Annotated in this window: 15 protein-coding genes; 10 read left to right on the top strand and 5 right to left on the bottom strand. The window is 67.3% G+C overall.

The window, feature by feature from the left end:
• Positions 1-33 precede the first annotated feature (33 nt).
• The gene (locus SLQ33_RS27880; RefSeq protein ID WP_319457153.1) at positions 34-648 is read left to right on the top strand and encodes a GIY-YIG nuclease family protein; all 615 of its coding nucleotides are present in this window, start codon (positions 34-36) and stop codon (positions 646-648) included.
• Positions 649-657: 9 nt separating this feature from the next.
• On the opposite strand, the gene SLQ33_RS27875 is transcribed toward SLQ33_RS27880, so the two are convergent.
• The 3 genes from SLQ33_RS27875 to SLQ33_RS27865 are packed head-to-tail and all read right to left on the bottom strand — an operon-like array spanning position 658 to position 3,906.
• Positions 658-2,775, bottom strand: coding sequence for a heavy metal translocating P-type ATPase (locus SLQ33_RS27875; protein ID WP_319457152.1), 2,118 nt, complete (start codon positions 2,773-2,775; stop codon positions 658-660).
• Positions 2,772-2,975 carry a cation transporter gene (locus tag SLQ33_RS27870; protein ID WP_319457151.1) on the bottom strand — a complete coding sequence of 68 codons (204 nt, stop codon included), beginning with the start codon at positions 2,973-2,975 and terminating at the stop codon, positions 2,772-2,774. The genes SLQ33_RS27875 and SLQ33_RS27870 overlap by 4 nt, the downstream gene beginning before the upstream one ends.
• A gap of 52 nt (positions 2,976-3,027) precedes the next feature.
• Complete coding sequence (locus tag SLQ33_RS27865) at positions 3,028-3,906, bottom strand: AIM24 family protein (RefSeq protein ID WP_319457150.1); 879 nt, start codon at positions 3,904-3,906, stop codon at positions 3,028-3,030.
• 110 nt (positions 3,907-4,016) lie between these two features.
• Between SLQ33_RS27865 and SLQ33_RS27860 the strand changes: the two genes are divergently transcribed.
• Both SLQ33_RS27860 and SLQ33_RS27855 read left to right on the top strand, forming a co-directional pair.
• On the top strand, positions 4,017-4,229 hold the full coding sequence (locus SLQ33_RS27860; protein ID WP_319457149.1) for a hypothetical protein: 213 nt from the start codon (positions 4,017-4,019) through the stop codon (positions 4,227-4,229).
• Between the two features lie 69 nt (positions 4,230-4,298).
• Positions 4,299-4,865 carry a hypothetical protein gene (locus tag SLQ33_RS27855; RefSeq protein ID WP_319457148.1) on the top strand — a complete coding sequence of 189 codons (567 nt, stop codon included), beginning with the start codon at positions 4,299-4,301 and terminating at the stop codon, positions 4,863-4,865.
• 66 nt (positions 4,866-4,931) lie between these two features.
• On the opposite strand, the gene SLQ33_RS27850 is transcribed toward SLQ33_RS27855, so the two are convergent.
• Complete coding sequence (locus SLQ33_RS27850; RefSeq protein ID WP_319457147.1) at positions 4,932-6,833, bottom strand: ABC transporter ATP-binding protein; 1,902 nt, start codon at positions 6,831-6,833, stop codon at positions 4,932-4,934.
• Entirely contained in the window at positions 6,830-8,566 is a 1,737-nt protein-coding gene (locus SLQ33_RS27845) for an ABC transporter ATP-binding protein (protein ID WP_319457146.1), read from the bottom strand. Before SLQ33_RS27845 ends, SLQ33_RS27850 begins: the two co-directional genes overlap by 4 nt.
• Positions 8,567-8,761: 195 nt before the next feature.
• On the opposite strand from SLQ33_RS27845, the gene SLQ33_RS27840 reads away from it, so the two are divergent.
• From SLQ33_RS27840 to SLQ33_RS27810, 7 genes are all read left to right on the top strand, one after another.
• Positions 8,762-9,286, top strand: a complete 525-nt coding sequence (locus tag SLQ33_RS27840; protein WP_319457305.1) for a DUF3558 domain-containing protein — start codon at positions 8,762-8,764, stop codon at positions 9,284-9,286.
• A 35-nt stretch (positions 9,287-9,321) separates the two neighbouring features.
• On the top strand, positions 9,322-9,843 hold the full coding sequence (locus SLQ33_RS27835; protein WP_319457304.1) for a DUF3558 domain-containing protein: 522 nt from the start codon (positions 9,322-9,324) through the stop codon (positions 9,841-9,843).
• A 157-nt stretch (positions 9,844-10,000) separates the two neighbouring features.
• The gene (locus SLQ33_RS27830) at positions 10,001-11,302 is read left to right on the top strand and encodes an NtaA/DmoA family FMN-dependent monooxygenase (RefSeq protein WP_319457145.1); all 1,302 of its coding nucleotides are present in this window, start codon (positions 10,001-10,003) and stop codon (positions 11,300-11,302) included.
• Positions 11,302-12,603: an NtaA/DmoA family FMN-dependent monooxygenase gene (locus tag SLQ33_RS27825; RefSeq protein WP_319457144.1), complete on the top strand. Its 1,302-nt coding sequence runs from the start codon at positions 11,302-11,304 to the stop codon at positions 12,601-12,603. Before SLQ33_RS27830 ends, SLQ33_RS27825 begins: the two co-directional genes overlap by 1 nt.
• 2 nt (positions 12,604-12,605) lie before the next feature.
• Positions 12,606-13,757 carry a 3,4-dihydroxy-2-butanone-4-phosphate synthase gene (gene ribB, locus SLQ33_RS27820; RefSeq protein ID WP_319457143.1) on the top strand — a complete coding sequence of 384 codons (1,152 nt, stop codon included), beginning with the start codon at positions 12,606-12,608 and terminating at the stop codon, positions 13,755-13,757.
• Positions 13,757-14,971 carry an MFS transporter gene (locus SLQ33_RS27815; RefSeq protein WP_319457142.1) on the top strand — a complete coding sequence of 405 codons (1,215 nt, stop codon included), beginning with the start codon at positions 13,757-13,759 and terminating at the stop codon, positions 14,969-14,971. Before ribB ends, SLQ33_RS27815 begins: the two co-directional genes overlap by 1 nt.
• Before the next feature lie 93 nt (positions 14,972-15,064).
• Positions 15,065-15,841: a GntR family transcriptional regulator gene (locus SLQ33_RS27810; protein WP_319457141.1), complete on the top strand. Its 777-nt coding sequence runs from the start codon at positions 15,065-15,067 to the stop codon at positions 15,839-15,841.
• Positions 15,842-15,858: the final 17 nt, after the last annotated feature.

Raw genomic sequence — 15,858 nt, 5'->3', positions numbered from 1 at the left:
GCTGAGTGATTCGTCACGACCAATGGAGGGCGCATGTCTCGAGGCGCAGACCGCCCCGCGGAATTTCTTGCCGCTCGGCCATTTACGCGTGAGGAAGTGTTCGCCGATCCGTGTCCGGTGCCCAGTGAGCCCGGTGTCCAAGGATGGTGGTTTCGTACCCTGCCCGCGGAAGTCGACGTATCGGGGTGCGAACGACGCGACGGACTGACCTTGCTCTACGTGGGCGTCAGCCCGACTCGGCCACCCGCCGACGGGAGGCGGCGCAGCGCCCAAGACCTGCGCAAGCGCATCCGGTATCACTTCGGCGGAGGCAATGGGGACGCTGAGGGTTCGACGCTGCGCAAGACGCTGGGCGTACTCCTCGCCGACGAGCTCGGCATCCAACTTCGCCGCATCGGTTCGGGGGAGCGACGCACGTTCGCCGGCGGCGAGGCACTGCTCAGCCAGTGGATGGCGGAGCATGTGCTCGTGTCGTGGCTGGTTCACCCCGAGCCGTGGCTGATCGAGGACAAGTTGATCGCGACGCTGGACCTGCCGCTCAACGGTCAGGACAGCAACAAGCGCAATGCGTTCTACTCGCAGTTGAAGCTGCTCAGACGCGATGCCATCACGAAGTCGAACAAGCTGCGCGTCCTCAAGGAGTGGTGAACGCGTCCGCTAGCGCGACGGGTTGAACCGCCGCAGCCGCAGGCTGTTCGTCACGACGAACACGGAACTGAACGCCATTGCGGCCCCGGCGATCATGGGATTCAGCAATCCAAGCGCGGCCAACGGGATGGCCGCAACGTTGTAGGCGAAGGCCCAGAACAGATTGCCCTTGATGGTCCGCAACGTGGCGCGGGACAACCGGATCGCGTCGGGGACGGCGCGTAGGTCACCGGTGACGAGGGTGAGGTCCGATGCCTCGATTGCGACGTCGGTGCCGGTGCCCATCGCGAGCCCGAGGTCGGCCTGGGCCAACGCTGCGGCATCGTTGACGCCGTCGCCAACCATCGCGACCACCTTGCCGTCGGCCTGCAATGCCTTGACGTGGTCGACCTTGTCGGCGGGCAGCACCTCCGCGATCACCTGCTCGATGCCTACCTCAGCCGCCACGGACGCGGCGGCGCGGGCGTTGTCTCCAGTGAGCAGCACGGGCGTCAACCCGAGGGCGCGCAAGTCCGAAATCGCTTCTGCCGCGGACTCCTTCACGGTATCCGCGACGACGACCACGACGCGCAGTGCCCCGTCGACCGCCACCCAAACCGGAGTCTGGCCGCGCGCCTCGGCGTCGGCGGCGGCGGCACTTAGTTCGTCGGGCACCGAAAGCCCCAGTTCGTCGCGCAGCCACGAAATGCGGCCAACGGCAACACTTCTGCCTGCCACCGATCCCGTGACGCCCCTGCCGCCGTGATTGACGAAGTCGGCGACCGGCGCAAGGTCGTCGACCGTCGCGGCGATCGCCCGCGCGATCGGATGCTCCGAGGCATGCTCGAGGGCGGCCGCCAGCGGCAGCAGATCGGCGTCACCGTGGACGTCGACCACGCTCATGCGTCCCGTCGTCACCGTGCCGGTCTTGTCCAGCACCACGGTGTCGACGCGGCGGGTGGACTCGAGCACCTCCGGGCCCTTGATCAGGATCCCGAGTTGCGCGCCGCGCCCGGTACCGACCAACAGCGCCGTGGGCGTCGCCAGTCCCAGCGCGCAAGGGCAGGCGATGATGAGCACCGCGACGGCGGCCGTGAACGCCGCGTTCGCCGAACCGCCGGCGAGCAGCCAGCCCGCCAACGTCAGCAGCGCCAATCCGATGACGACCGGGACGAACACCGCCGACACCCGGTCCGCCAACCGTTGCACCGCGGCCTTGCCGCTTTGCGCCTCGGAGACCAAGCGCGCCATCTGAGCCAGCTGCGTATCCGCGCCCACCCGCGTCGCCCGCACGTGCAACATGCCGCCCGCGTTGACGGTGGCCCCGACCACCTCGTCGTCCGGCCCGACCTCGACCGGCACCGATTCGCCGGTCAACATCGCTGCGTCGACCGCCGACGTGCCCGCCGTGACGACGCCGTCGGTCGCCACCTTCTCCCCGGGCCGGACGACGAAGACGTCACCGACCGCGAGTTCGCCTATCGGAATGCGGCTTTCGATGCCGTCGCGAACGACGGCGACGTCCTTGGCGCCCATGTCGAGCAGCGCGCGAAGCGCAGCACCGGACTGCTTCTTGGCCCGGGCTTCGAGGTAGCGACCCGCCAACACGAACGTGGTGACGACGGCCGCGACCTCGAGGTACAGCTGATGATGCGAGCCGGCCACCAGCTCCCACACCGACCACGTGTAGGCCGCCAGCACGCCGACCGAGATCAGCGTGTCCATGGTGGCCGCGCCGTGCCGCAGGTTCGTCGCCGTCGCGCGGTGGAACGGCCACGCCCCCCACAGCACCACGGGCGTCGTCAACGCGAGTGCCAGCCACGGCCAGCCGGAGAACTGCAGCGCGGGCACCATCGACAGCGCAAGCACAGGCACGCTCAATACGGCGGACACCACCAGTCGCCGCAGGTACTGCTCCTCGGCCGGTCGCTCGACGGGCTTCAGCGTTGCGCCGTAGCCGGTGGCTTCGATGGCCGCCACCAACTCGGCGGTGTCGACGTTCGGCGGCGCCTCGATGGAGGCCTGTTCGGTCGCGAAGTTCACGCTGGCGTGCACGCCCTCGATCCGGTTGAGCCGCTTCTCGATCCGCCCGGCGCACGACGCGCACGTCATGCCATCGATGGCGAGGGTGACGGTGTTCGTGCTCACGCCGAGAGGGCGACGTCGTACCCCGCGTCCTCGATCGCGGCCGCGACGGCGGCGTCATCCGCGGTGCCGGAGACGTGGACGGCACCGTCGGCCAGGTCGACGTCGACGCCGGTGACACCGGGCAGCGCCGACACGGCGGACGTAATGGCCGCGACACAGTGCCCGCAACTCATCCCGCGTACTTCGAAGACCTTGCTCATGTGGTCGAGTATATACCCATGGGGGGTATGGGTAGGGGGCTACCTCTCGGCGCTACTGCGCCGTCGCGATCTGGATGCCCTCCGACGGTTGGACGATGACGAAGCCCTGGCCGTGGAACGACACCTGAAGTGCTTCGCCCGAACCGCGCCCGATCAGCGCGCCCGCCTTGAAGCTCGTCTTCAACTGGGTCTGCAGGCCCGCCGACCACGCGACCACCGCGTTGGTGTCGGCGAACGTCGGGGCCTCGGCGGCGTTGAGCACCACCGGCGGACCGTCGGTGGTCAGCGCCACCCACCCGCTGCCCCGCAGGGTCGTGTTGAAGAGCCCTCCGGTCGCGATGCTGCCGCCCTTCACGCGTTCGATGTTCCAGTCGAGGCTCTGCGAGAAGGCGAGCACGTTCTTGCCGCTGATCGACAGGCCGGTGTTGTTGAGGTTGAGCAGGTGCACGTCGTGGGCCGCCTCGGCGAGGAACACGTCACCCTGACCCTGACAGCGCATCAGCGGAAGGCCCTCACCCGTGAGTGCCTTCTTGAGAAACTTGCCGGCGCCGCCGCCCTCGTAGGCGAAGTCCACGTTGCCCTGATAGGCGACCATCGCGCCCTGTCGGGCCATGAACGGTTCACCGAGCCGCACGCGTAGCAGCTTGGAGTTCTGATTGGCAATCGGCTTGGCTTCCTTCTCGCTGAACCGCCCGTCGACGAGGTCGCCGGTGATGCCCGAGAAGCCGTCACCGGCGGGTTGCCCGACGGCCGCCGCCTGCGGTGGCGGGCCGCCCTGAGCCTGTGCTTGTGGAGGTGCGCCACCCATGGGTGCGGTGCCGGTCCGGCCTTGGTGGGACACCTGGTCCGTCCACTGTCTGCCGTCCCACCACCGGTGTTCGAACCGGCCCTCGGGGTCGGGTTGCCAGCTGCCCTGTCCAGGTCCACTCACCGTTCGCTCCTCGGGTTGATAGCACGTCGTCTCACAGGAACCCTATGGCAATCCGATGAATTCGCAGGTGAGCTCCGGCCAGAGCTGCCCGAAACTGGCATCCTGGGTGGATGGCAAAGGAAATCGACCCGGTGCGGGCCAAGAGCGCGCTCGCGGTCATCAAGCAGCATCCGGGCATGGTGCTCTTCCTCGCGACGCCAGCGCTGGTGGCCGTGGGCGCCATCTGGCTCCTCACCGGCAGTGCCGCGTGGGCGACGCTGGCGTTCGTCGCGCTGGTGCTCGGCGGCGGCGCGCTGGTGTACCGGGGGCTCAAGCAGAGGTAGGGCGGGCGCCTACGTTCACCCGTGGCGAACTCTGCTCTTTTGCGGTTGTAACGGTGTAATCATGTAATCATGAGAACCCATCATCACCGCGGCCGCTCCGGCGGCTGGCAACAAGCACAGCAACCCGACGCGGGCACCGCGCCGGACTGGATCGCAGGTCGGCTGCCCGAAGGGTGGTTCACCGGCGACCCGACCGTCGTCGTCGACCGCGAGGAGCTCACCGTCATCGGGCGACTGCCCGAACCCGACGGCGACGACGAGAGCGAAGCCCGCGCCTCGGGCCGCGCCGCACGCTTCCGCGAAGAGACCCGCTCGGAGCGCATGCACATCGCCGACGAGGCCGAGGCGCGCTACGGCCGCAAGGTCGCCTGGGGCATAGAAATCGGGGCGGTTGGATCCGCTGGATATGAACGGATCCTGTTCACCCACATCGCCGTTCCGGTGATGACGCGGCTCAAGCAGCCCGAGCGCCAGGTGCTCGACACCCTCGTCGACGCGGGCGTCGCGCGCTCGCGTTCGGACGCGCTGGCGTGGTCGGTCCGGTTGGTCGGCGAGCACGCCGACGAGTGGCTGGGCAAGCTGCGCGAGGCGATGTCGACGGTCGACGACCTCCGCACCGAGGGCCCCAACCTCTAGCCCCCTTGCGATTTCGGTGCGGTTTTCGGTCGAAAATGGGCCAAAAGCGCGCCGAAATCGCTGGGGTTAGACCTGGATCATGGACCAGTACTCGCCGCGGCGGGCGAGCAGTTCGGCGTGGGTGCCGCGCTCGACGATCTGCCCGGCGTCCATCACGAGGATCGTGTCGGCGTCGCGGATCGTCGAAAGGCGGTGGGCGATGATGAAACTGGTTCGGTCGCGCCGCAGTTCGGCCGTTGCGAGCTGAATCAGCAGTTCGGTGCGGGTGTCCACCGAACTGGTGGCCTCGTCGAGGATCAGCAGCCGCGGCTGGGCGAGGATCGCTCGGGCAATCGTGATCAGCTGCTTCTCGCCGGCGCTGACGTTGCCCCCGTCGTCGTTGACCCAGGTCTGGTATCCGTTCGGCAGCGTGTGGACGAACCTGTCGACGTGGGCGGCGGTCGCGGCCTCGATCACCTCGTCCTCGGTCGCGTCGGGCCTTCCGTAGGCGATGTTGTCGTAGATGGTGCCGCCGAAGAGCCAGGTGTCCTGCAGCACCATGCCGATCCGCGAACGCAGCTGGTGGCGCGTCATGTTCGCGACGTCGACGCCGTCGATCAATATTCGGCCCGAGTCCACCTCGTAGAAGCGCATCAGCAGATTGACCAGGGTGGTCTTGCCAGCGCCAGTCGCCCCGACGATCGCCACGGTGCTTCCGGGCTCGGCGACGAACGACAGGTCCTCGATGACGGGCGTGCCGGGCCGGTAGGCGAAGTCGACGTGCTCGAACTCGACGCGTCCGGCGAACGGATGGTCGGACGCGGCAGGCGTCGGCGGGTCGGGAATCTGCTCGTCGGCGTCGAGCAGGTCGAATACCCTTTCGGCGCTGGCGATCCCCGACTGCATCGTGTTGTACATCGCCGCCACCTGGGTGAGCGGTTGATTGAACTGGCGGACGTACTGGATGAACGCCTGAATGCTGCCCAGCGTGAGCTGGCCCGTTGCAACCTGGATGCCGCCGACCACTGCGACGGCGACGTAGCTGACGTTGCCGATGAACGTCGTCGCGGGCGACACCAGCCCCGACAGGAACTGCGCGCCGAAGCTGGCCTGATAGACATCGGAGTTGAGCTCGCGGAACTGCTCCTCCGCCATCGCCCGATGCCCGAAGGTCTTCACCACGGTGAAGCCGCTGTAGGTCTCCTCGATGTGGGCGTTGAGCCGACCGGTGTTGCGCCACTGCGCGACGAACAACCCTTGCGAGCGGCGCGCGATCGTGCGCGTCGCCAGCAGCGACAACGGCACCGTCAGCACGGTGAGCAGCGCCAGCAACGGCGAGATGACCACCATCATCACCAACACCGCGACGATGGTCAGCAGCGACGTCAACAGCTGGCTGATCGTCATCGTCAGTGACGTCTGGACGTTGTCGATGTCGTTGGTGACGCGGCTGAGCACCTCGCCGCGTTGCCGAGTGTCGAAGTACGACAACGGAAGTCGGTGAACCTTGTCCTCGACGTCGGCGCGCAGTGCCACCATCGTGCGTTGTACCGCGACGTTGAGTAGCCGAGCCTGCAGCCAGATCAGGAGTGCTGCAACGAGATACAGCCCCAAGGCCAGCAGCAGGGTGCGGCCGATGGCGGTGAAGTCGACGCCATGCCCGGGGATGACGTTCATGCCGGACAGTAGGTCGGCGAAGCTGTCGTCGCCGCGCGCCCGTGCAGCATCGATCGCCTGCTCCTTGGTGAGCCCGGCGGGCAGTTCGCGCCCGATCACGCCGTTGAACAACAGATCGGTCGCGTGGCCGAGCACCCGCGGTCCGATCACCCCGATGGCGATGCCGCCGATGCCCAGCAGCAGCACCGTCGCGGTCAGGGTGCGCTGCGGGGTAAGTCGTTTCACCAGGCGCACCGCCGTACCGCGAAAGTCGCGTGATCGCGTGGCCGGCGGTTCGGTCACGCCGATCGGACGGTTCATCGGGCCGCTCATCGCGCGTCCCGCGCGCCGACCGACTGGGAATCGGCGAACTCGGCGTAGATGGGGCAGTCGGCCAGTAGCGACTCGTGCGTGCCGACCCCGACCACGACGCCGTCATCGATGACGATCACCTGATCCGCCTCGACAACCGTCGAAATACGTTGCGAGACGACGAGTACCGTGGCCATCGCCGACACCTCGCGCAGCGCCGCACGCACCTTGGCGTCGGTGTGCACGTCGAGCGCTGAGAATGCGTCGTCGAACAGGTAGATGGCGGGCCGTCGGATGACGGCGCGCGCGATGGCCAGGCGTTGGCGCTGCCCGCCCGAGAAGTTGTTGCCGCCCTGCGCCACCCGCATGTCCAGCCCGTCGGGGTGCGCGGAGACGAAACCGTCTGCGGCCGCTACCCGCAATGCGTCCCACATCTCGTCGGCGCTGGCGTCGGCCTTGCCGAAGCGGAGGTTCTCGGCGATCGTCCCCGAGAACAGGTAGCCGCGCTGCGGCACCAGCCCGATGGTCGCCCACAGCCGTTCGAGGTCGTAGTCGCGGACGTCGACGCCGTCGATGCGCACCGCGCCGTCGGTGACGTCGAACAGCCGGCAGATGAGGGAGATCAGCGTCGACTTGCCCGAGCCCGTCGACCCGACCACCGCGGTGGTGGTACCCGGTCGCGCAGTCAACGAGACACCTTGCAGCACTGGGCGATCAGCGCCGGGGTAGCAGAACGTGGCGTCGTCCAGCACCAGCTCGCCGCGGACTGAGTCGGCCCGGACGGGATGCTCGGGACTGGCGATCGCGGGGGAGGTGTCCAGCACCGCTGTGATGCGTTCGGCGCACACCGACGCCCGCGGCAGGATCACCAGGATGATGGTCGCCAGCAGCACCGCCATCAGGATTTGCATGAAGTAGCTCAAGAACGCGATCAGCGAGCCGACCTGCATCCGGCCGTCGTCGATCCGCTGGCCGCCGAACCAGATCAACGCCACGCTGGACACGTTGATCACGAGCGTCGTGACCGGCAGCATCAGCGCCTGCCAACGGCCTACCGTCAGCGCGGTGTCGGACAGCTCCTGGCTGGCGGCGCCGAAGCGAGCCCGTTCGAACGGCTCCCGCGCGAAGGCCCGGATGACCCGGATGCCCGAAAGCTGTTCGCGCATCACGCGGTTGATGCCGTCGATCAGTCGCTGCATGGTGCGGAACAGTGGCAGCAGATGCGACACGATCCAATAGTTGCCGAGCGCCAGCACCGGCACGCTGACGAGCAACAACCACGACAGTCCGGCGTCCTGGTGGATCGCCATCGCGATGCCGCCGACGCTCATGATGGGCGCGGTGATCAACATGGTGCACGTCATCTGCACCAGCAGTTGGATCTGCTGAACGTCGTTGGTGGTGCGGGTGAGCAGCGTGGGCGCCCCGAATCGGGCCGTCTCCTCGGCAGACAGTCCGGTCACGTGGTGAAAGATCGCCGAGCGCAGGTCGCGGCCGAACCCCATGCCCGCCCGCGAGCCGAAGTACACCGCGCCGACGGCGCACACCACCTGGCCCGCGGTGACCGCCAGCATCATGCCGCCGAGTTCAGTGATTCTGCCGCTGTCACCCTTGGCGACGCCGTCGTCGATGATGGCCGCGTTGATCGTCGGCAGGTACAGCGACGCCAGCGTGCTGATCACCTGGAGCACCGCGACGATGCCGAGCAAGTTCCGGTACGGCCGCACGTGTGTGCGCAGCAGTGCCCAGAGCATCTCGTAACTGTCGCATACGTTGCTGGCCGGATCGTGTTCGGCCGCGACCCCGCGTGTGGAGCGAAAACGCCAGGTCAATCGGCATGTCGGTGCGTATCGTTCCGGGCTGCCGCTACAGTTGCGGGCGTGAGTGGACGACGTGGCCGCCTGATCAACAGGCCCAATGCGAAGGTGCTGGTCGCAGCGGCCGCGGCGATGATCCCGTTGCTGGCCGCGTGCTCGGGTTCGGGTGACTCGACGGGACCCGACGTTCCCCAGACCGGAGGCCCGGCCCCGGCAGGAGCGGCCAAGCACGGCCCGTCCTTTCCCGAGTGCGGTGGCGTCAGTGATGAAGAGGTCGCCAAGCAGACGCGCGTCACCGGGTTGGTCAACACGGCGAAGAACTCGGTCGGATGCCAGTGGCTGGCCGGCGGGCAGATCACCGGGCCGCACTTCTCCTTCTCTTGGTACCGCGGCAGCCCCATCGGGCGCGAGCGCAAGACCGAGGAGTTGACGCGGACCAGCGTGGAGGACATCAACGTCGAGGGCCACGACGGATTCATCGCCTACAGCGACGACACCAGCCCCGCGACCAATCTCGGCATCAGCCTGTGCGAGGTCGGCATTCAATTCGACGACGACTTCATCGAGTGGTCGGTCAGTTTCGACCAGAAGCCGTTCCCCGACGCCTGCGAGGTCGTCAAGGAACTCACCCGCCAGTCGATCGTGAACGCGAAGTGAGCGCCACGACCGGTCGCCGGGTGCTGGCGGGCGTGATGGCGGTGCTCGCGGCCGCCACGTTCACCGTGGGATGTGGACGCACCGTGGAGGGCACGGCCACCAAGGCCGGCGCCGGTGACGTGCCGCGCAACGACGACTCGGAGAAGAAGTACCCGAACCTGCTCAAGGAGTGCGACGTCCTGACCACCGACATCCTCGCCGAGACCGTCGGGGCGGACCCGCTCGACATCCAGAGCACGTTCGTCGGCGCGATCTGCCGCTGGCAGGCGCTGAACCAGACGTCGGGACTGATTGACATCACCCGGTTCTGGTTCGAGCAGGGCAGCCTGGACAACGAACGCAAGGTGGCGCAGTCGCTGAACTACCAGATCGAAAGCCGCCGGATCAACGGCGTCGACTCGATCGTGCTGAAGACCACCGACGCGAACGGCGCGTGCGGAGTGGCCAGTGACGCGGCGGGCGTAGTCGGCTGGTGGGTGAACCCGCAGCAGCCGGGCGTCGACGCGTGTGGCATGGCGATCAAGCTCATGGAGCTAACGCTCAACACCAACAGCTAAGCGACCCTCGAACATACGGTTGTTGTACAGATCGCCCGAGTAGGGCCGCAAAGAACCGTACTTTCGGCGAGCCTCCACCATTGGGCCGGGCTCAGCGCAATCTCGGTGGTACCGCGAGGACACCTAGCAGTAACGGCTTCCCAGTTGTCTTGACGTCATGACCGACATGTTCCACCTGGGGTGGTTCCTGAACTTCGTCGCCGACGAGTGGAACGGAAACTGGGGCGACGGCGGGCGTGACTTCACCGGCGACTTCTACGTCGAAATGGCAAAGGATCTCGAGCGCGCCAAGTTCGACTACGTCCTGATCGAGGACAAGCTGATGGTGTCGACCGCCTACGGCGGCACGATGGAGCACGACCTCAAGCACGGCGTGAACCCCAAGCACGACCCCGTTCCGCTGGCCGTACTGATGGCCGCCGCCACGTCCCGGCTCGGCGTCGTCCCGACGATGTCGACCAGCTTCTACCCACCGTTCCTCCTTGCGCGGCTGTGCAGCACCATCGACCACATCGCCCGCGGCCGCTTCGGCTGGAACGTCGTCACCTCCGGCGAGGACCGCTCGGCGCAGAACTTCGGCATGGACAAGCTCTACGAACACGACGAGCGCTACGCGATGGCGAGCGAGTACCTGGAAGTCGTCAGCAAGCTGTGGGAGTCGTGGGAACCGGACGCCATCGAACGCGACTACATGACCGGGACGTACGCCAACTACAAGAAGGTGCACACGATCGACTTCGAGGGCAAGTACTACAAGTCCCGAGGTCCGCTGAACACCGCGCCGTCACCGCAGTACCGCCCGACGATCGCCCAAGCCGGCGCCTCGCCCCCGGGGCGTGAGCTGGCCGCCCAACACGCCGACACGATCGTCGCGCCCGCCAACGGCGTCGAGGCGATGAAGGCCTACCGCGATGACATCCACGCCAGGATGAAGGCCAACGGCCGCGATCCCGCGCACTGCAAGCTGCTCTACTTGGTCACCCCGATCGTCGCCGACACGCACGAGGAGGCGTTGGCCAAGCAGGAACGGTGGTTCAACGACCCGCTCTACATCGAGTACATGCTGGCCGAGATCTCCTCAATCACCGAGATCGACTTCGCCCAGTTCGATCTCGACGAGCCGGTGCCGTCGGACGTGTCGACCAACGGCGAGCGCGGTGCCCTCGAGAGCTTCCTGGCCCGCGGCAAGGGTAAGACGCTGCGCGAGATCGTCACCGGCAGTGGACTTTCCGGCAACGTCCCCTTTGTTGGCACCCCCGCCGAGGTGGCCGACGAGATGGGGGCGGTGATGGACGAGGTCGGTGGCGATGGCTTCCTCATCACCAGTCCGGTGATGCGGCTGAATCGCCGCTACGTCACCGAGATCACCGACGGCCTGGTCCCGGAGCTGCAGAAGCGCGGCCTCGTCCGCTCGGAGTACACCACGACCATGCTTCGCGACCACCTGCGTGAGTTCTGATGGCCGACAAGCGATTGCACTTCGGCTGGTTCATGAACTTCACGGCCAACGAGTGGAACACGCCGTTCGGCAACGATGGAAATCCGTGGAACGGGAAGTTCTACATCGAGATGGCCCAGGCGATGGAGAGGGCCTGCTTCGACTACATCATGATCGAGGACACGCTGATGGTGTCCGAGGCCTACGGAGGCAACTCCGAGGTGTACCTGAAGTACGCGACCATGGCGCCCAAGCACGACCCGGCGCCGCTGGCCGCGATCATGGCCTCGGCCACGTCGAAGATGGGCGTCGTCGCGACCATGTCCACGACCTTCTACCCGCCGTTTCTGCTCGCCCGCCTGGCCTCCACCCTCGACAGCATCGCCGAGGGCCGCTTCGGCTGGAACATCGTCACCTCCGGCGAGGACGGCTCGGCGCAGAACTTCGGCATGGACAAGCTCACCGAGCACGACCTGCGCTACGACATCGCCGACGAGTACGTCGACCTCGTCTGCCAGCTCTGGAACTCCTGGGAGGAAGGCGCGGTGATCCGCGACCAGGAGACCAACACGTACGCGGACTTCAAGAAGGTCCACGCAATTCACTTCGCGGGCAAGTACTTCAAGTCCCGAGGCCCGCTGAACACGGTGCGTTCACCGCAGGGCCAACCCACCTTCGTGCAGGCCGGGGGATCACCGAAGGGGCGCCAGTTCGCGGCGAAGTACGCCGACTCGATCATCGCGGTCGCGAACGGAGTGGAGGGGATGAAGGCCTACCGCGATGACGTCCGCGCCAGGGCCGCGGCGCAAGGCCGCAATCCGGACGACATCAAGGTGCTGTTCGTCATTAGCCCGGTGCTCGGCACGACGGAGGCGGAGGCGTGGGCCCGCAAGAAGGCGGCGGCCGAGGACCCGGCGTTCTTCGAGCAGTCACTGGCGAGCATCTCGTCGGTCACCGACATCGACTTCTCGCAGTTCGAGCTCGACGAGCCGCTGCCCGAGCTCGAGACCAACGGGGAGCGGGGATCGCTGGACAAGTTCGCGCAGTGGGGCAGCGGCAAGACGCTGCGCGAGCTGGTGCTCGACGCCGGCGGGACGTCCGACTCGATCGAGCTGGTCGGCACACCCGATCAGGTCGCCGACAAGATCGGCGAGGCGATGGCGGAGGTCGGCGGCGACGGCTTCCTGATCAGCACCCAGCGGGTCAGCAAGCAGTACATCACCGAGATATGCGACGGGCTGTTCCCTGCGCTACAGCGAAAGGGCTTGGCCCGCACCGAGTACACGCACGCTCACCTGCGAGACACGTTGCGCGAGTTCTGAGCATGTCGCTGATCGACTCGACCGTCGACGCCGCCGTCGCCGCACTGCGCGCGGGCCACATGGTGATCGTGGTCGACACCGAGGACCCGGAGGACGACGGCGATCTGGTGCTCGCCGCCGCGCACGCCACACCGGAGCGGGTGGCGTTCATGGTGCGGAACACGAGTGGCATCCTGTGCGTCCCAATGCCAGCCGGTGAGCTCGATCGGCTGCGCCTGCCGCCGATGGTCGCCATCAACGAGGATCCCAAGGGCGCCGGCTATGCGGTGTCCGTGAATGCCCGGACGGGAATCGCGAGTGGCATCTCCGCGGCCGACCGCGCCACGACGATTTCACTGCTCGCCAGCCCCGATACTCAGCCGGGCGACCTGATCCGGCCTGGACACGTGTTCCCGCTGCGCGCCGTCGAAGGCGGCGTGCTGCGTCGGGCCGGGCACGCCGAGGCGGCCGTCGACATGGCGCGGTTGGCCGGGCTGCCGCCGGTCGCCGTGATCGGTGAAGTGATGGACGACGACGGGACGGTCGCACGCGGAGAGCGGTTGCGGGACTTCGCCTCCAAGCGCGGGCTCATCATCGTGACGATGTCCGACCTGATCACCTACCGACGCCGCACCGAGCGCCTGGTGGAGTTCAAGGCCTCCAGCCGCCTGCCAACGCACCACGGCGTATTCACCGCGCACGGCTTCCGTTCCGTGCTCGACGGTCGTGAGCACATCGCGCTGGTGATGGGCGACGTTTCGGGACAGGGTCTTGCGCCGACGCTCGTCCGGGTGCAGTCAGAATGCCTGACGGGCAACGTGTTCGAGTCCGCGCGCTGTGACTGCGGGCCTCGTCTGCAACGTGCCCTGCAGATGGTTGCCGAGGAGGGGCGCGGTGTCGTGCTGTACCTGCGCGGCCGTGAGAGCCACGGCATCGGGTTGATGCAGGAGCTGCATGCGCGCCACCCGCAGGACGCCGGAGCGGATACGGTCGATGCGCGCGACTACGGCGTCGGGGCGCAGATTCTTGGCGACCTAGGCGTGCGACGCATGCGGCTGCTCACGAACAATCCGGTCAAGCGGATCGGGCTGGAGGCCTACGGTCTCGAGGTCGTCGAGACCGTGCGCCTGGCGATCCGCGACACTCCGCACGACTTCGCCTCGGCTTCTGGTTGATGTCCAGCTCCGTCCTGCAAGGGCGCGGGTCGCGGTGGTTCCTGCCCTTGATGGCGGCCAGCGGGGTCACGATGAGCCTGACCGCTCCCCTGGAAGTTCTTTTCGTGCGGGAGTTCTCGCACAGCGGCGCCTACATCGGCATCTTCATGCTGAGTGCGTCCATCGGAGTGATCGTCGTGGACGTGTTCGGCACCAGGTTCGTCCCTGGCCTGGATGCCAGGGCCGCACTCACCGTCGGACTGTTCCTGTTCGGAATGGCGTGCATCGGCATGGGCCTGGCTCCCGGCGGCACCCTACTGATGGGATCGCGGGTCCTGCAGGGCTTCGGTGGCGGGGTGGTGCTCGGCGCCGGGTTGCAGGCCGCCGTGCGAATCCGTCCGAGCACCGCCGCCAATTCACCCGTCGCATCACTGGCACCGTCCGACGAGCTCGCCCGGTCGTTGGCGCGGTTCAACGCAGCGTTCCTGTTCGGCGGCGCCGTCGGCGCTCCCGGTGGTCTGCTCGTCGCGGGGATCGTTGACGGACGGGCGGGTTATCAGCTCGCGTTGGTCGTCACGGGCCTGCTGGCACTGCTGGTCGCCGCGGCCTTGGCCGCAGTACTGCCGAGCCTGGCCGCACCGCCAGGGATGGCGCGCCCGCGGATCGGCCTGCCGCGCTTCGTCAAGTCACCCGGCAGCTCCGGCGCTCTCGTGCTGGCGATGAGCGGCGACTTCCTGCGTGGCGGCGTGCTTTTCACCGCGCTGCCGCTGGCAGGCGCCGCCCGTGAATACTCGACGATCACGATCATGGCGGCGATCGCGCTGATGTCCGGTGTGGAGATCGTCGTGCTGTTGATGGCTTCTCAGCTCATCCGGTACGTCGGGGTGGTCGCCATGCTCACCGCCTCGCTCGTGTTGGGGACGTTGTGCGCGATCCTGCTTGCTGTCATGCCAGGCGTGCCGACGTACCTGGTGGCGTCCGCGCTGTTCGGTGTCAGCCTGGCCGGGGCCACCGCCAGCTTGCCGGTACTGGTGGTTTCCCAGGTTGGGGATTCCTCGGTCGGCCTGGCGAAGTTCCGCATCTCAGCCGGCATCGGGATCCTGGGCGGGTCGGTCGGATGCGCCGTGCTCGGCACCGAGGTCGGGATCGCGGAAGTCTTCGCCGTGGTCGCGGTCGCTTTGCTGGGCAGCGCGGGGCTGGCGCACTTCGTGGGACGGCGGATGGCGGCCGCGTAACTTGGACGAATCATCAACGCCCGCATCCGTTAACAATCGACTGGTCCCATAGAGTCTGGGGGCCTCGACACCGTCCTGAAGGAGCGCTGGGCCATGGCAGCACCCGAACGAGCACTGTACGGAGAGTGCCGAGCGAGGCTCCCAACGAACGGACGGGACCGCCCGGAAGTGATCTATCAGCGGCAGCGGCACAGCCCGGACCGGCTGAACAACTCGACGCGACGGACGTACGACCTGCTCCGCTCGACCCTCGTCGCGATGGGCAGGAGCGTGCCCCTCGTCGAGGGTGAGCTCACCGACGCGATGTCGGCCAGCCGCAGCACAGTCCGGGCCGTGCTGCAGCAGCTCGCTCGCGAGGGCCTCGTCACCCGCGAGCCGAAGAACGGAACTCGGGCCACCGGTTCGCTCCTGCTGCCCATCGACGAACTCAGCCCGATCCAGGCGCGCACTCTCGAATCCCAACTGCTGGGCTGCCCACCGATGGTGCGTGACCGGCTATGTCTGTCGGCCGGGTGGACGGTGCTGATGATCGAGAGTCTCCTCTTGGAAGGTGGTCTCCCGCTGGGGCTTTCGGTCTGCTACATCGCCCTCGGCGAGGGGCAGGAGTCCGACATCAACACCGACGAGCCGGACGTTCTGCTCATCCTCGAGCGGCAACTCGGGATACGCATCGGCGGTAGCCGCACCACCGTCAGCGCGGTCTCCGCCGACGAGCAGTCCGCCGAGCTGCTCGGTGTCGAGGGCGGCGCGCCACTGATCTGGCTCGAGGACGTAATCGAGGACGAGCACGGGCAGCCGCGGGCGCTATCCCAGCTGCGGCTGCGCGGCGACCGAGTTGCCTTCTCCGCCAACGCGCGTCGCTCTGCCTGAGACCGCGTATATCGGCG

This window comes from Mycobacterium sp. RTGN6, from assembly GCF_033804605.1.
Lineage (GTDB): Bacteria > Actinomycetota > Actinomycetes > Mycobacteriales > Mycobacteriaceae > Mycobacterium.
The sequence above is the reverse complement of the archived record's forward strand: the minus strand, read 5'-3'. Positions and strand labels throughout refer to the sequence as shown.

What these genes read in the sequence shown, in the direction of transcription:
- ribB (WP_319457143.1), top strand. Translation starts at nt 12,606, where the DNA reads ATGTCGCTGATCGACTCGACCGTCGACGCCGCCGTCGCCGCACTGCGC.
- SLQ33_RS27855 (WP_319457148.1), top strand. Translation starts at nt 4,299, where the DNA reads ATGAGAACCCATCATCACCGCGGCCGCTCCGGCGGCTGGCAACAAGCA.
- SLQ33_RS27870 (WP_319457151.1), bottom strand. Translation starts at nt 2,975, where the DNA reads ATGAGCAAGGTCTTCGAAGTACGCGGGATGAGTTGCGGGCACTGTGTC.
- SLQ33_RS27860 (WP_319457149.1), top strand. Translation starts at nt 4,017, where the DNA reads ATGGCAAAGGAAATCGACCCGGTGCGGGCCAAGAGCGCGCTCGCGGTC.
- SLQ33_RS27830 (WP_319457145.1), top strand. Translation starts at nt 10,001, where the DNA reads ATGACCGACATGTTCCACCTGGGGTGGTTCCTGAACTTCGTCGCCGAC.
- SLQ33_RS27840 (WP_319457305.1), top strand. Translation starts at nt 8,762, where the DNA reads ATGATCCCGTTGCTGGCCGCGTGCTCGGGTTCGGGTGACTCGACGGGA.
- SLQ33_RS27815 (WP_319457142.1), top strand. Translation starts at nt 13,757, where the DNA reads ATGTCCAGCTCCGTCCTGCAAGGGCGCGGGTCGCGGTGGTTCCTGCCC.
- SLQ33_RS27880 (WP_319457153.1), top strand. Translation starts at nt 34, where the DNA reads ATGTCTCGAGGCGCAGACCGCCCCGCGGAATTTCTTGCCGCTCGGCCA.
- SLQ33_RS27835 (WP_319457304.1), top strand. Translation starts at nt 9,322, where the DNA reads ATGGCGGTGCTCGCGGCCGCCACGTTCACCGTGGGATGTGGACGCACC.
- SLQ33_RS27810 (WP_319457141.1), top strand. Translation starts at nt 15,065, where the DNA reads ATGGCAGCACCCGAACGAGCACTGTACGGAGAGTGCCGAGCGAGGCTC.
- SLQ33_RS27850 (WP_319457147.1), bottom strand. Translation starts at nt 6,833, where the DNA reads ATGAGCGGCCCGATGAACCGTCCGATCGGCGTGACCGAACCGCCGGCC.
- SLQ33_RS27825 (WP_319457144.1), top strand. Translation starts at nt 11,302, where the DNA reads ATGGCCGACAAGCGATTGCACTTCGGCTGGTTCATGAACTTCACGGCC.
- SLQ33_RS27845 (WP_319457146.1), bottom strand. Translation starts at nt 8,566, where the DNA reads ATGCTCTGGGCACTGCTGCGCACACACGTGCGGCCGTACCGGAACTTG.